Annotated in this window: 15 protein-coding genes; 8 read left to right on the forward strand and 7 right to left on the reverse strand. The window is 33.7% G+C overall.

The features are described from left to right. Window positions 1-18: 18 nt before the first annotated feature. The 3 genes from AC5LXI_RS04475 to AC5LXI_RS04485 all read right to left on the reverse strand — a co-directional run bounded on the left by AC5LXI_RS04475 (window position 19) and on the right by AC5LXI_RS04485 (window position 3,872). Entirely contained in the window at window positions 19-1,458 is a 1,440-nt protein-coding gene (locus AC5LXI_RS04475) for a tagaturonate reductase (RefSeq protein ID WP_493443696.1), read from the reverse strand. Window positions 1,459-1,570: 112 nt separating this feature from the next. Then, the gene (locus AC5LXI_RS04480; RefSeq protein WP_493443697.1) at window positions 1,571-2,488 is read right to left on the reverse strand and encodes a GntR family transcriptional regulator; all 918 of its coding nucleotides are present in this window, start codon (window positions 2,486-2,488) and stop codon (window positions 1,571-1,573) included. 106 nt (window positions 2,489-2,594) lie between these two features. Further along, a complete protein-coding gene (locus AC5LXI_RS04485) occupies window positions 2,595-3,872 on the reverse strand; it encodes an MFS transporter (protein WP_493443698.1) in 1,278 nt (425 codons plus the stop codon). 351 nt (window positions 3,873-4,223) lie between these two features. Between AC5LXI_RS04485 and AC5LXI_RS04490 the strand changes: the two genes are divergently transcribed. Genes AC5LXI_RS04490 through AC5LXI_RS04500 form a run of 3 tightly spaced genes read left to right on the forward strand, consistent with a single transcriptional unit; the run spans window position 4,224 to window position 7,666 of the window. Beyond that, on the forward strand, window positions 4,224-5,474 hold the full coding sequence (locus AC5LXI_RS04490; RefSeq protein ID WP_493443699.1) for an oligosaccharide MFS transporter: 1,251 nt from the start codon (window positions 4,224-4,226) through the stop codon (window positions 5,472-5,474). A gap of 56 nt (window positions 5,475-5,530) precedes the next feature. Then, a complete protein-coding gene (locus AC5LXI_RS04495) occupies window positions 5,531-6,649 on the forward strand; it encodes a glycoside hydrolase family 172 protein (protein WP_493443700.1) in 1,119 nt (372 codons plus the stop codon). An 18-nt stretch (window positions 6,650-6,667) separates the two neighbouring features. Further along, complete coding sequence (locus tag AC5LXI_RS04500; protein WP_493443701.1) at window positions 6,668-7,666, forward strand: LacI family DNA-binding transcriptional regulator; 999 nt, start codon at window positions 6,668-6,670, stop codon at window positions 7,664-7,666. Window positions 7,667-7,680: 14 nt separating this feature from the next. Here AC5LXI_RS04500 and smpB read toward each other — a convergent pair whose 3' ends face one another. Next, window positions 7,681-8,163 (reverse strand): SsrA-binding protein SmpB, encoded by a 483-nt coding sequence (gene smpB / locus AC5LXI_RS04505; protein ID WP_493443702.1) that lies wholly within the window; start codon window positions 8,161-8,163, stop codon window positions 7,681-7,683. A 33-nt stretch (window positions 8,164-8,196) separates the two neighbouring features. Between smpB and AC5LXI_RS04510 the strand changes: the two genes are divergently transcribed. The 5 genes from AC5LXI_RS04510 to AC5LXI_RS04530 are packed head-to-tail and all read left to right on the forward strand — an operon-like array spanning window position 8,197 to window position 10,126. Next, a complete protein-coding gene (locus AC5LXI_RS04510) occupies window positions 8,197-8,658 on the forward strand; it encodes a type II toxin-antitoxin system RatA family toxin (protein WP_493443703.1) in 462 nt (153 codons plus the stop codon). Then, window positions 8,654-8,938, forward strand: coding sequence for an RnfH family protein (locus AC5LXI_RS04515; RefSeq protein WP_493444253.1), 285 nt, complete (start codon window positions 8,654-8,656; stop codon window positions 8,936-8,938). The genes AC5LXI_RS04510 and AC5LXI_RS04515 overlap by 5 nt, the downstream gene beginning before the upstream one ends. Before the next feature lie 20 nt (window positions 8,939-8,958). After that, window positions 8,959-9,393: a zinc uptake transcriptional repressor Zur gene (gene zur, locus AC5LXI_RS04520; protein WP_493443704.1), complete on the forward strand. Its 435-nt coding sequence runs from the start codon at window positions 8,959-8,961 to the stop codon at window positions 9,391-9,393. Next, entirely contained in the window at window positions 9,381-9,740 is a 360-nt protein-coding gene (locus tag AC5LXI_RS04525) for an EamA family transporter (RefSeq protein ID WP_493443705.1), read from the forward strand. The genes zur and AC5LXI_RS04525 overlap by 13 nt, the downstream gene beginning before the upstream one ends. Beyond that, a complete protein-coding gene (locus AC5LXI_RS04530; RefSeq protein WP_493443706.1) occupies window positions 9,737-10,126 on the forward strand; it encodes a DMT family transporter in 390 nt (129 codons plus the stop codon). The genes AC5LXI_RS04525 and AC5LXI_RS04530 overlap by 4 nt, the downstream gene beginning before the upstream one ends. Window positions 10,127-10,212: 86 nt before the next feature. Here the strand turns inward: AC5LXI_RS04530 and AC5LXI_RS04535 are convergent, their stop codons facing one another. From AC5LXI_RS04535 to secA, 3 genes are all read right to left on the reverse strand, one after another. After that, window positions 10,213-10,425, reverse strand: coding sequence for a DUF4177 domain-containing protein (locus AC5LXI_RS04535; RefSeq protein ID WP_493443707.1), 213 nt, complete (start codon window positions 10,423-10,425; stop codon window positions 10,213-10,215). 281 nt (window positions 10,426-10,706) lie between these two features. Then, on the reverse strand, window positions 10,707-11,111 hold the full coding sequence (gene mutT / locus AC5LXI_RS04540) for an 8-oxo-dGTP diphosphatase MutT (protein WP_493443708.1): 405 nt from the start codon (window positions 11,109-11,111) through the stop codon (window positions 10,707-10,709). Between the two features lie 115 nt (window positions 11,112-11,226). Next, window positions 11,227-13,950 (reverse strand): preprotein translocase subunit SecA, encoded by a 2,724-nt coding sequence (secA, locus tag AC5LXI_RS04545; RefSeq protein ID WP_493443709.1) that lies wholly within the window; start codon window positions 13,948-13,950, stop codon window positions 11,227-11,229. Window positions 13,951-13,952 lie beyond the last annotated feature (2 nt).

Below are 13,952 nucleotides of genomic sequence, written 5' to 3' on the forward strand. Positions count from 1 at the left end.
GTTTTTTGCTCCTATAATTTAATTTTTTGGAATATAAAGTTTGATATCGCTTGATAAAATCTTTTCGAGATACTCAGTGACTAACTCTGTTAACCCAGCAATTTCATTTAAATTACGGTCCCAATGCTCACTTAATCCCAAAATATTAGTGACGAGTGTTTTGCAGTCATTTTTATAGAGAGGTTGCCACTGTTTAAATTTATCGAGTAAATGAGCATCATCAGTGAGTTCAATAGCTTGACCTTGATATTCGCCTTGATAAAAGGCGATAAGCGCCGCTAATGAAAATGAAATGTAAGTTGGTGGCTTTTTGAATTTTTGACTATAGGTCAATAATTGTGGCAATAAGCGAGTTTTAAATTTTGTTAATGAATTTAATGCAATAGACATTAATTCATGTTTAATAAATGGATTTTTAAATCGTTTTAAAACTTCGTCAGCGAATTTTTCTAGCTTTTCTTTATCTAATGATAGTGTAGGTATGACTTCTTGATTAAGTAAATTCTTGATGAAAGTTGCAATTTGCGGATGGTTCATACTTTCGCCAACAGTGCGTAAACCAGAAAGATAGGCAACCGGTACCATGGCGGTATGAGCACCATTTAAAATACCAACTTTTCTTTCTTTATATGGTTTGATATCTTCAACGACTAATATATTGAGATCGACCTGATCTAACTTCAGTTTTTGTTTTAACCAATTTGGACCTTGGATAACAAACAAATGAAAATATTCACCGGTATCTAAAAAACGATCTTGATAACCAAGATCATTTGTAATTTGTAGAGCTTCGTCTTTTGGATAACCGGTGACGATACGATCGACCAGTGTTGAGCAAAATGTATTGTGTTCATTTATCCAAGTGATGAAATCATCATTGAGTTGCCATAATTTTGCATATTTAAGAATTAATTCTTTTAATTTATCTCCGTTATAATCAATAAGTTCACATGGAATAATGATTAATCCTCTGTTTTTTTCACCTTTAAAAAATTGGAAACGGTGATATAAAAAAGCGGTTAATTTAGCTGGGAATGATGATGGTGGCGTGTCACTTAGTTTATCGTTATTATTAAATGATATGCCGGCTTCAGTCGTGTTAGAGAAGATAAACTCTAATTCAGGATTTTCAGCAGATTTTAAAAATTGTTGGTATTGTTTATAAATCAATATTTCTTGGTTAACAGAATAAATAATTCTTGGTGTGGCTATCGTTTCACCTTGTTCGTTGATACCTCGAATAATGGTGGTATAAAGACCGTCTTGTTCATTGATAGATGGTTGATGGGTATCTATTGGTCTTACAATCGTCACTCCACTATTGAAGTCGGTTTTCTCATTGAGAATATCTATAATCCAATCAACAAAAGCTCTTAAAAAATTACCTTCGCCAAATTGAATAATTTTTTCAGGGTATACCGGTCCAGGGAAATTGGTTCGATTTAATTGTTTATTCATATAATGTTCTCTTTATCTAATTGATTAGTAGGTAAAGAGAACTATAAAAGATGACAAATTATGCGATGTTTTTTTTAGTGGTTTCGTGTTGAAGATATAACTTTTTTGTTTTTTATCTGTTTTTTATTGTTGATGTTCTTCCAATTGATTCTTGCATTGACTTTTTAGCAGTATTGAGATGTCGACATAATGCTGTTGTAGCTGCTTGCTCATTTTTTTGTAGAATTGCTGTTAACACTGCAATATGTTCAGATACGGCAATACTATTTCGTTGTTTTAAATCACTACTATCCCATTGATAATGAAAATGAAATATGACGGATATTAAATCAAAAGATTGCATAAAAAAAGGGTTGTTATTACAAGATAAAATCAGTTCGTGAAAATCGCGATCAAGCATTGAAAATAGCCTGTATTCATGTTGTATATTTGTTTGAAGTTGTTTATGTCGTTCTAATAACTCTTTAGCTTTAATCCAGTTGATATGGTCATCAGGTTGAGCCATGAAGGTTTTAAGGGCAAAAACTTCTAATATACAACGAAATTCATATAATTTTTCAGCATAGTCATTAGCGAAGGTCTCTAATTTCCATTCGCCTTTTTTTACATTATCAATTAGTCCATAATGTAAAAATCGTAATAAAAATTCACGAACCACAAATGGGCTAACATTGGTATCTTTAGCTAATTGGATTTCATTAAAATTATCTCCAGGTAGGATTTTTTTACTATTGATTAAATGGTAAAAATAGTGCTCAAATTTTTTATCTTGAATATCTTTTTTTTCAAATACACATGCAATTTTATCTTCTGGGGTTGGTTGTCTTAGTTGATGATATTCTCCTTCTTCAAAGACTAAAATTCCGGCTTGACATAAATAATCTAATACCGCTCTTATTGTCGTGCGACTGACATTAAAAGCATCAGCAAGAATAGATATAGAGGGAAGAGGAAAAGATAATATTTTGTCATTGATGCAATCAATAAATTGATTAATTGTATTTTGTCTTAATGTTTTACTTCTGCCCATATTACGTTTCTCAATAATTTTTTATTATAAAAATTTGAGTTTATGAAAATTCTACACAAAAATTTTGGTAGAATTTTCAGACATAATGGTTAATTTCTTAATGTTATTAAATCGATTCGTTTACGGTAATCGGCTTAATATCTTTTAATACTAATAAATAAACCAGCGCTCCTATTGCACAAGCGCATCCAGAAACAACTAAAGCATACATAAATGAACCTGTTGCTCCGATAATGTATCCTGTTACAATTGGTCCTAAAATACCACCACAATTTGATACGGTATTTTGAATGCCGCCTAAAACTGATGTCATATTTCTTGGTGCAATATCTCCAGGTAAACACCAGATTGCTGAACCAGCAAAAGCTAAACCTATATAAGATATACATAATAACAGCATCATAACTGATATCGAATCGACTAATCCAGCAAGTGAGATTGAAGTTGCAACTAGCATGCCACAAACTAAATTCACTTTTCGGGCAACATTGATATTATTGGTTTTTATATAAATAAAATCAGTTAGCCAGCCACCAACCCATTGGCCAATTATCCCACATAGTGGAGGTAGCATCGCTAGGAAGCCCATTTCTGTTAGACTTAAACCTCTTTCTTTCATTAAGTAAGTAGGGAACCAAGTAATGAAAAAATAGACAGCATAATTAAGCATGAAGAATCCAATACACATAGCAATGACATTACGGTATTTTAATAATTGATACCATTTCATTGGTTGTATTTTGTCGATTCCTTCTTTTTTTACTTGTCCATCGCGAATGTATTTAAGTTCTGTTTCACTAATCTTTGGGTGTTGTTCAGGGTCTTGATAGATACATAACCACCAAACCACCCAAATCAGTCCTAATCCTCCGCAAATAAAGAATGCTGCATGCCATCCCCAACAAGCAATGATCCAAACAACCAGAGGCATGGCAAAGGCGGTGCCAAATCTTGAACCACTATCAAATAGTGAAGTGACACGTCCTCTTTCTCTATCTGGGAACCATTTGGCCGTTATACCACCATTACAAGGATATGCAGCTGCTTCTCCAACGCCCATAAATACTCGAGCAAAAATAAAACCAATAGGTGTGGTTGCTAATGCTGTTGCACCTGTGGCTAAAGACCACCAAGTTACCGAACCGGCTAACGTCTTTCGCTGTCCAAATCTATCCGCAAGGAAGCCGGCAGGTATTTGGCAACAAGCATAACTTAAGAAAAATGCAGACATTATCCATCCCATCGCTTCAGGTGAAATATTTAAATCTGTAGCAATAATTGGAGCAGCAGCAGACATTACAGTTCTATCTAAATAATTAATTATTATGGCAAATAGCATAAGTATTGCTATATGAAATCGAACACGACTATTCTGTTTAGGCATAAAAAACCTCTTTTTACAAATGGTTAAATAATATATTCGTTTAATTATCATTATTAATAATTGAACTAATAAAGGGGTAACTTTTAATAAGTCATTTTTTTAATAATGATTATTTTGATATTAAAAAATTATTAGCTTTAGATAAGGAATTATTTCCTTGATTGTGGTTGGGATAATATTTTTCTGTTTTTTATCTGTTTTTTATAATTATTGCGCTGTTAACAAATTATATTTTTTTTAAGATAAATAAAATAATTTTGAAGTTGATCACATTTATCTAATAAAGCCGTTAAAGCTAAATTTTTAGCTATTCATACTCCAATCAGTACTTAACTCTTTATAGGATAAATTATGACAAGTGCATTTTATAAAAAACCAACTTATTGGTTTGCTTCGTTTTATAGCATTATGTATTACGCGGCAGGTAGTTTTGTTTTTTCTTTTTATGCAATATGGCTTAGTAAAGAGATTGGTTTAACAGCAAAACAGACCGGTATTATCTATTCTTTTAACTATTTTATCTCGTTGATTATCATGATTATTTATGGTGTGTATCAAGATAAATTAGTTTTAAAGAAACATCTAATCTGGTTTCAAAGCATCATTATAACTTGTGCAGCACCTGCGCTAATTTATGTTTATGAACCGCTGTTACGACATAATTTTTATGCTGGTGTTATTTTTGGTAGCTTCTTCTTAGGTTTTGGTTGGGTTGCCGGTATGGGCTTAATCGATTCTTATTGTGAAAAAATCAGCCGGGCGTTTGATTTTGAATTTGGACAATGCCGAACTTGGGGCTGTATTGCCTATGCCGTTGGTACTTTTATTGCAGGTATATTGATTAGTATTAATCCACACCTTAACTTTTGGGCAGCTTCAGTAGTTGGTGTCTGTTTTATGGTGTTAAATCTGAATTTCAAACCAGATTTAAGTAAATCATCGGCAGCTGTATTCCAAAAGAAAGATAAACTAAGTTTTAACGAGATTGTCTCAGTATTTGGTCTTAAAAAGTTTTGGATATTTGTTGTTTATGTACTTGGTACTTATAGTTTGTACAACATTTATGACCAACAGTTATTCCCAGTCTTTTTTACGCAGCAATTTACTGATGTAAATGATGGTTATCGTCTATATGGTGTTTTAAATTCTTTCCAAGTCTTTTTAGAAGCAGCAGTTATGTTTTGTGTACCATTTGTGGTTAATAAAGTTGGTGCCAAAAATGCATTAATCTTTGCGGCATTTATTTCTGCAACACGAATATTTTTAACCGGACATGTGGAAAGCATTGTAATTATCTCGGTAATAAAACTGATGCACTGTTTGGAGATCTCAACTATTTTAGTCTCAGTGTTTAAATATATTGATAATAATTTTAATTCTCGTCTATCAGCCACCGTGTTTTTAATCGGTTATCAAGTAGCTGGTTCAGTAGGTGTGATATTGTTCTCTACCTATGTTGGTGATTTCTATGATACCGAAGGTGCTGCTACCACATTTAATTATTTAGGTTTAGTTGTTTTAGGCTTCATGTTATTTGCTATGGGGTTCTTGAGCCGCGATAAAAAGTCAGACAAGCCAGAAATTGAAAACGAAAGTAAATAAGCAAACGAATTTATTTTTAATAGATAGTATTTGATAAAACATATTAAGGATGCAAAATGAATATATTTGATTCAGTAACACAATTTCACTTTGAACAAACTAGAACCATTTCGCCTGAAAATTTGACTGGTGAAAAGGGTAAATCTTGTATGAAAGGCAGTGCTTTAGGCCCATGTAGGAAAGGGCAAGGCTTTATATCTATTCCATCTGGTGAAAAAGTCACTATTGCTGAAATTACTGGACCAGCTGAAATTCGTCATATGTGGTTTACTTTAACAGATAAGACTCATCGAGGTAGCTTTGTCTTGCGTGATGTGGTTATTCGAATTTATTGGGATGATGAAACCGTTCCTTCAGTTGAAAGTCCTATCGGTGACTTTTTCTGTAATGGCTTTGGTGCAAGATGTGATATTAATTCAATGCCAATAGTTGTTAACCCTACAGGTGGCTTTAATAGTTATTTTAGAATGCCATTTAATAAAAAAGCCAGAATTGAAATTCATAATGAGCATGAAGCTGATTTGCAACATTTCTTCTTTGCTATTAATTACGCGATAATGCCAAAACCGTTCGAAAATCCGCTTTACTTCCATGCTCAATGGCGTCGTCAACGTGTAACTAATTATGCTCAAGATTATGTCATTTTAGATAATGTTCAAGGTTATGGTTATTATGTGGGTACTTATTTAGCGCTTACTGCTTTAGAGCGATATTGGTGGGGTGAAGGGGAATTTAAATTTTACCTTGATGATGATAGTGATTACCCAACACAACATTCAACCGGATCGGAAGATTATTTTGGTGGTGCATGGGCATTCCATAATCGTGATAGCCAAGGCCGACCAAAAGCAAAATGTTTCCAAACAATGTTTATGGGCTATCCTTATCAAACAAACCGTGATGCGACACGTGACTTTTTCCAAACCGGTGACTCTAATCCTGTACATGGTTTTGGTGATGATGGCTTGCCAATGCATGGTTTATATCGTTGGCATCTTCCAGATCCAGTGGCATTTCACAAAAATATCAAACTGGCGTTTCAACAAATCGGTAATGATGATATCAGATTGTATGAACGTTGTGATGATATTGCCAGTGTTGCTTATTGGTATCAAAGTCCATCGGTGAATAACAATCCGGTATTCCCAAATAAACAACAACGCACCCCACGTTAATATTAAGGTGATTAGTATATGGCGAGTAATAAACTGAAAATTAATGATATTGCTCGTTTGGCTGGCGTGTCGGCAACGACCGTCAGTCATATATTTAACAAACGAGATAAAAAATATCGTATTTCTCCACAAACTCGACAAAAGATTTTATCGATTGCTGAAAAATACAGTGATCAACCTCATATTCGTCAATATTTGGTTAAAGCTAACAGCACTAATACTATTGGTGTTATTGTACCAGATATGTCAAATTCATTTTTTTCGATGTTTTTGCATCATCTTGAATCTGCTTTTAGGCAAAAGAATATTCAATTACTCATTACTTGTAGCCATTATAATAAAGAGGTCGAAATTAAAGTAGCTCAAAATTTAGTTGAGCGGAAAGTTGATGCAATGATTGTGGTAACCTCATTAGATAGTGACCATTTTTATGTAGATATTAATGAAAATACTCCCGTACTGCTTTTTGACCGTTATTTAAAAGATACAATATTACCGTTTATTACAAGTGAGTCATTACAATCTGTAGGTGATTTAATCAAATCTTATGCCAAAGAAGTAGATGAGTTTTATTTTATTGGTTGTGATATCCAGTTAAGTTCAATACGAGCTAGGTTAAAAGGGTTTAAGCGAGGTTTAGAAAGTGTAGGTTTAACGGTAAAGCCAGAATGGATTGTGAGTGATGATTATTGTCCTAATAAAGGCTTTGAATTACTTAAAGGTGTTCATGAAAGATTAGGTCGAGTACCGAAAGCTATTTTTACTCCATCCGGTAATTTATTGGAAGAAGTTTTGGGGTATTTAGTCACAGCTAAAATTGATCCAAAGCAGGTGTATTTGTGTTCTTACGATTACAATAACTATCTTGATTATTCTTATTATCCAATTGATGCTATTGTACAAAATATTGAAAATATGGCACTGACTTGTGTTGATGTAATTGATGATTTGTTACATTTTAATGAATTAAAACATCAAACATTTTTTATTAAGCCACAAATCATACGCCATCGTTAATTTACATTTTTTACTTATCGATTTGCATTTTTCATTATACGCGCTTTATCAACTTGCCATTGACGTTCTTTGATATCAGTACGTTTGTCGTACTCTTTTTTACCTTTTGCAATGCCAATTTTTACTTTTGCCCATGCATTTTTCCAGTACAAAGAAAGTGCGACAACAGTGTAACCTTGTCGATTTATTTGTCCAAAAAGTGAGTTTAATTCTCGTTCTTTTAACAGTAATTTTCTTGTGCGCATAGGTTCACATACGACATGTGTAGACGCGACATTCAATGGGGTTATTGTTGCACCAAATAGCCATGCTTCGCCATTTTTTAGTAACACATAACTGTCACTAATATTCGCTTTGCCTGCTCGCAGTGATTTAACTTCCCAACCTTGTAAGGATAAACCTGCTTCAATTTCCTCTTCAATAAAGTACTCATGACGCGCACGTTTATTTAAAGCAATAGTAGCCGAACCCGGCTTATGTGATTTTTTCTTAGTCATAATATGCGTTATTATAGAGTTACATGTTACTATATGCCACTAATTTTAACTTTTAATTTTATTATTATGGCACATGTTTTTCATGAAGTGATCGAGCCTTATTCAATCGAGCAAATGTTTGCATTGGTGAACGATATAGCTAGATACCCTCAGTTTGTTCCTGATTGTATCGCAACAGGAATTATTAGCAAACAAGATAATTATTTAACCGCATTTATTGAGGTTGAAAAATTGGGATTTAAAAAATCTTTCACCACGATAAACCAAATTAATGAGCCGCATTCAATTGATATGGCATTGATAGATGGTCCATTTAAACATTTGAAAGGACGATGGGAATTTACTGAACTTGATGGGCAAAAAAGTAAAATCAGCTTAAATTTGAATTTTGAGTTTAATAATAAATTAATGAGTGCTGTTTTTACGCCAATATTTAAGGAAGTGATGACCAATATGGTTAATGCATTTTCACAAAGGGCAAGGCAGATATATTAATATGATAAATATTCAAGTGGTATATGCGCTACCTAACCAACCGACAATCATTGATTGCGCGGTTGATGAGCAAACGAATGTCTTGCAAGCGATTACAAAATCCAATATCTTATCAATATGCAAAATTGAATTAGATGAACGTTTTGTTGGAATTTATGGAAAACGTTGTGAGCTTAGTGATCAAGTCAAAGATGGCGATCGTATTGAAATATATCGAGCTTTAATCAATGATCCAAAAGAAATTAGACGAAAAAAAGCTGCATTGAAAAGTAATAAATAAAGCGAAGGAAACTTAATTGAATGCATAATATGCTGATTGAAAAAATTGAAACTTTATGCAAAAAACGTGGTATTAAGCTAACAACTCAGCGTAAAACCGTTTTAGATATCATGCTTAAAGCGAATAAAGCCATGAGTGCATATGATCTTTTAGATCTTTTAAAAGTCAGTGAACCTCAAGCGAAACCTCCCACAATTTATCGAGCTCTTGAATTTTTGCTTGATCAGGGCTTTATTCATAAAGTTGAATCAACTAATTGCTATATTATTTGCCCTCATTTTCAAGATCCGCAGCATATATCAATTTTATTTATATGTGATAATTGCCAGCAAATTATCGAAAAGCACTCTGAAAATATTGAATCGCAACTAAAACAATTAGCTAGTCAAAGTCAGTTCTTAATAAAGCATAGTGTGCTTGAAATTCATGGAATTTGTCAATCATGTCAACCTTAATCTTTTTTTTATGGTTAATTAATATTACCTGTGACACAGTAGGGCAAATTGCTTTTAAATATGCGGCTATTACTTCTAATGATAAACAAGGTTTAAATTATTGGCAAAAATTATTTGGCAACATGTGGTTGTGGTTAGGTTTTGGGGCTTACTTCATTGGTTTTGTATTTTGGTTGGCTTTTTTAAGTAAAGTCTCTTTGTCTAAAAGCATACTATTAGGTTCTTTCAATATTATTACAGTAATGATTGCTGGGCGTGTGTTATTTAAAGAACATTTAACTCCATTTCGATTAATTGGTATTTTTTTTATTACTCTTGGTGTAGTACTAGTAGGATTAACTCAATGAAAAAGTTTTACATTATTGGTTTTATTTTACTCCTTTTTTTTGATACGTTTGGCCAAACCAGTTTTAAACTTACTGCTCTTTCGGCATTACCGTTTGAACCAGATATTGCTTGGTTATTAAGAGTTTTTAGTCATGGTTGGGCATACTTAGTTATGATTGGTTATGCAGGTGCATTTATTACATGGATGGTGTTATTACAAAAAGCGCCAGTTGGTCCTGCGTTTGCGGCTTCTCATCTACAAGTAGTAACAGTTATGTTAGTATCTGTCATTGCTTTTAACGAACAGATTACCTTATCGCGACTATTAGGTGCTTTGTCTATTATTGTGGGAATTATTTTTCTTGCGTTGGCGGAACAACGCTTACACAAAAAAACTGCGAATTAATTATTTTGGCTATTTTCAGGAATCAAAATAATCTAGATATTGATTCCTGATTTGCTTTAGGAAATAATATTTTCTATTTCAATTAACTAACGATCTCGCTCCATCACAATTAGATAAGCTTCACGTTGCCAGAATAAGAATAAGCGACGCATATCTTTTTGCATTGTAATTACCCGCCAGCCTTCTTTGGCAGTATCATTTAAAAAACCGGAAAATTTGTCAGCATTTGAATTAGCTGCACCAAAAACTAATGAAGACAAAGCGCCTTCTTGATAAATAACTACTTTATATTCTTTCATCTATTTTTAGAACCTTATTAAAATATTATAATAAAACAAAAAAAATTCCTAACATAAAACTACATTAAGAAAAATCTTGTACACAATATACTTTTTTGGTCATTTTATCCAGTATATAAATTAACAATATTTACAATTGAAAATTATTAGCTAGTTTCCAATAGTAATATTCAGATTTACAACGTATGAATAAAGTCATGCCAATACGTGGATGACGCTTGGATTTCAATATGGCAGTTATGTTGAAAAACGTTATGCAAAAATTTGCATAATGAAATAAATTAAATTTGTTTATCTAAGTTTTTAAGCATTTCTATAATTGGTCTATTCGCATCTGGAAATTCATCGGCATTGAGATCTTCCTGATCTATCCAACGACTTGGTTGTCCTTCTTTAGCGAAAGGAACGCCATCCCACTCTTCTACTAAGTAAGCATGAATAGTGATATCACGATCATCATAACTATATTCAAAAGTTTTTAAAAATTGAGATTGATGAATATGAATATCAACTTCTTCAGCAATTTCACGTTCTAAGGTTTGATAAGGTGTTTCACCGGCTTCAATTTTTCCTCCTGGAAATTCCCAAAAACCAGCAAGATGGGAGTCTTCACCGCGTTGGGTGATAAAAATTTGACAATCTTGTGAACGAATGATACCTACAGCAATTTCAGTATGTTTTCTCATGATCCTATCTGTATGTGACTAAAATTTGGGAAAGCGACGGCTTTCCCATTTGTTGTTCGTAACCTTAATCGGTTATTTAAACATCAACGATAGTTAATCATACTAAATTTTTGATTTAATTAACAGCACCATGACAATGTTTATATTTTTTACCTGATCCACAAGGACAAGGATCGTTACGTCCAACTTTTGCTTGTGTACGAACAATTGGTTGTTGTGAGTTTGTTGATTGTTCGTCACCGTCTATACCACCCATTGATTCATGATTGGCTTGTTGCTTAGCCATTAATCTTTCGGTTTCAGCTTGGCGTTGGCGTTCAGCTTCATCCACTTCTTCTTGTGAACGTATTTGCACTCGACTTAATATACCAATTACATCATATTTTAGGGTATCTAACATGTTGGCAAACATATTGAAAGATTCACGTTTGTATTCTTGTTTAGGATCTTTTTGAGCATATCCTCGTAAGTGAATACCTTGGCGTAGATAATCCATAGCTGCTAAATGTTCTTTCCATAGGGTATCAAGTGTTTGTAACATAACACTTTTTTCGAATTGTCTAAAGGCTTCAGCGCCAGCGGCATTTTCTTTTTCAAGATATTTATCTTGAGCAAGTTGTAAAATACGTTCACGTAAAGTTTCTTCGTGGAGATTTTGTTCTTCATCAAGCCATTTAGTAATAGGTAAATCTAAGTCAAAGTCGCTTTTTAATGCCGTTTCAAGCCCAGAGACATTCCACATTTCTTCAATAGATTGTGGTGGGATATATTGATCAATAACAGTTGTAAATACATCTCCTCGTATTGAATCAATAGTTTCTTTAATATCTAAGTTATCTAATAAATCATTACGTTGGCTATAAATAGCTTTGCGTTGATCATTGGCAACATCGTCGTATTCAAGTAATTGTTTACGAATATCAAAATTGCGGCTTTCAACCTTTTTCTGAGCATTGGCGATGGCTTTAGTGATCCAAGGATGTTCAATTGCTTCGCCTTCTTTCATGCCGAATTTACGCATCATATTGCCAACACGCTCTGAAGCAAAGATACGCATTAAAGGATCTTCTAAAGACAGGTAAAAACGTGATACGCCCGGATCACCTTGACGACCAGCACGACCACGTAGCTGATTATCAATACGACGAGATTCATGACGTTCTGTACCTAAAATATAAAGCCCCCCAAGTTGAATAACTTCTTCATGTTTAACTTGCCACGCTTGTTTGGCCTTTTCGATATCAGCATCAGTTGGATTTTCTAATTTCGCGATTTCACTTTGCCAATTACCTCCAAGCATAATATCGGTACCACGACCAGCCATATTCGTTGCAATGGTTACCGCGCCTTTACTACCTGCATTAGCAATAATTTCAGCTTCTTGAGCATGGAATTTGGCATTAAGTACATTATGCTTGATACCCGCTTTTTTAAATGCATGAGAGACAAGTTCTGATTTCTCGATTGATGCAGTACCGACTAATACAGGTTGTCCACGTTTAACACATTCTTGTACATCAGCAACAATTGCATTAATTTTCTCTTTTTCTGTCATATAGACCAGATCGGGTAAATCTTTCCTAACCATTGGTCGGTTAGTTGGAATAACAATAGTATCTAGTCCATAGATTTGGTTAAATTCGAAAGCCTCAGTGTCAGCAGTACCTGTCATACCGGCTAACTTTTCATATAAGCGGAAATAATTTTGGAAAGTGATAGATGCTAACGTTTGATTTTCATTTTGAATTTTAACATGTTCTTTAGCTTCTACTGCTTGGTGTAAACCATCAGACCAACGGCGCCCGTCCATGGTACGACCTGTGTGTTCATCGACGATGATAATTTCATTATCTCGAACAATATAATCTACATCACGATGGAATAAATGATGAGCTCGAAGAGCGGCATTAACATGGTGCATCAACACAATATTACTAGGCGCATAAAGTGATTCATCACCTTTCATAATACCTTCTTTTATTAATAGCTCTTCAACTTTAATTAAACCTCGTTCAGTAAGGTTAACTTGACGTGATTTTTCATCAATTGAAAAATCACCATCACCTTGGAACTGTTCTGAATCTTCTTTTTCTTGACTAACTAAATAAGGAATAATCTTATCAATACTGACATATCTATCTGAGCTATCTTCAGCTTGGCCTGAAATGATAAGTGGTGTTCTTGCTTCATCAATTAAAATTGAATCGACCTCATCGACTAAGGCATAGTGAAGAGGGCGTTGAACACGAGACTCTTTATTAAAGACCATATTATCTCGTAAATAGTCAAAGCCATATTCGTTATTAGTGCCATAAGTGATATCAGCATTGTAAGCCTCACGTTTTAAATGTGGAGGCATATTTGGTAAGTTAATACCGACAGTCAAACCTAGAAATTCGAATAAAGGGCGATTATTTTCAGCATCACGTTGTGCTAAATAGTCATTAACTGTAACAACATGAACGCCTTTGCCAGTTAAGGCATTTAAATAAGCGGGCAAAGTTGCAGTTAATGTCTTACCTTCACCTGTACGCATTTCAGCTATACAACGTTCATTTAAAACCATGCCACCAATTAATTGAACATCAAAATGACGCATACCAAATACACGTTTACTTGCTTCACGAACTACGGCAAAAGCTTCTTCTAATATGTCATCTAACTTAGTGCCATCAGCAATTTTTTGCTTAAATTCATTGGTTTTTGCTTTAAGTTCATCATCAGTTAATGCTTCCATTGATGGTTCAAGCGCATTTATATTTTCAACACGTTTACGCATAGATTTTAAAACGCGTTCGTTACGGCTACCGAATACTTTTGTTAATAATTTTAATAACATAA

The sequence above is a fragment of the Gilliamella sp. LMG 34361 genome (assembly GCF_984569075.1).

Excerpts from the sequence above, each read along its gene's own strand:
- mutT (WP_493443708.1), bottom strand. The coding sequence starts at position 11,111 with ATGAGAAAACATACTGAAATTGCTGTAGGTATCATTCGTTCACAAGAT.
- AC5LXI_RS04510 (WP_493443703.1), top strand. The coding sequence starts at position 8,197 with ATGCCACTAATTTTAACTTTTAATTTTATTATTATGGCACATGTTTTT.
- AC5LXI_RS04480 (WP_493443697.1), bottom strand. The coding sequence starts at position 2,488 with ATGGGCAGAAGTAAAACATTAAGACAAAATACAATTAATCAATTTATT.
- AC5LXI_RS04525 (WP_493443705.1), top strand. The coding sequence starts at position 9,381 with ATGTCAACCTTAATCTTTTTTTTATGGTTAATTAATATTACCTGTGAC.
- AC5LXI_RS04485 (WP_493443698.1), bottom strand. The coding sequence starts at position 3,872 with ATGCCTAAACAGAATAGTCGTGTTCGATTTCATATAGCAATACTTATG.
- smpB (WP_493443702.1), bottom strand. The coding sequence starts at position 8,163 with ATGACTAAGAAAAAATCACATAAGCCGGGTTCGGCTACTATTGCTTTA.
- AC5LXI_RS04475 (WP_493443696.1), bottom strand. The coding sequence starts at position 1,458 with ATGAATAAACAATTAAATCGAACCAATTTCCCTGGACCGGTATACCCT.
- AC5LXI_RS04490 (WP_493443699.1), top strand. The coding sequence starts at position 4,224 with ATGACAAGTGCATTTTATAAAAAACCAACTTATTGGTTTGCTTCGTTT.
- AC5LXI_RS04495 (WP_493443700.1), top strand. The coding sequence starts at position 5,531 with ATGAATATATTTGATTCAGTAACACAATTTCACTTTGAACAAACTAGA.
- AC5LXI_RS04500 (WP_493443701.1), top strand. The coding sequence starts at position 6,668 with ATGGCGAGTAATAAACTGAAAATTAATGATATTGCTCGTTTGGCTGGC.
- AC5LXI_RS04530 (WP_493443706.1), top strand. The coding sequence starts at position 9,737 with ATGAAAAAGTTTTACATTATTGGTTTTATTTTACTCCTTTTTTTTGAT.
- secA (WP_493443709.1), bottom strand. The coding sequence starts at position 13,950 with ATGTTATTAAAATTATTAACAAAAGTATTCGGTAGCCGTAACGAACGC.
- AC5LXI_RS04535 (WP_493443707.1), bottom strand. The coding sequence starts at position 10,425 with ATGAAAGAATATAAAGTAGTTATTTATCAAGAAGGCGCTTTGTCTTCA.
- zur (WP_493443704.1), top strand. The coding sequence starts at position 8,959 with ATGCATAATATGCTGATTGAAAAAATTGAAACTTTATGCAAAAAACGT.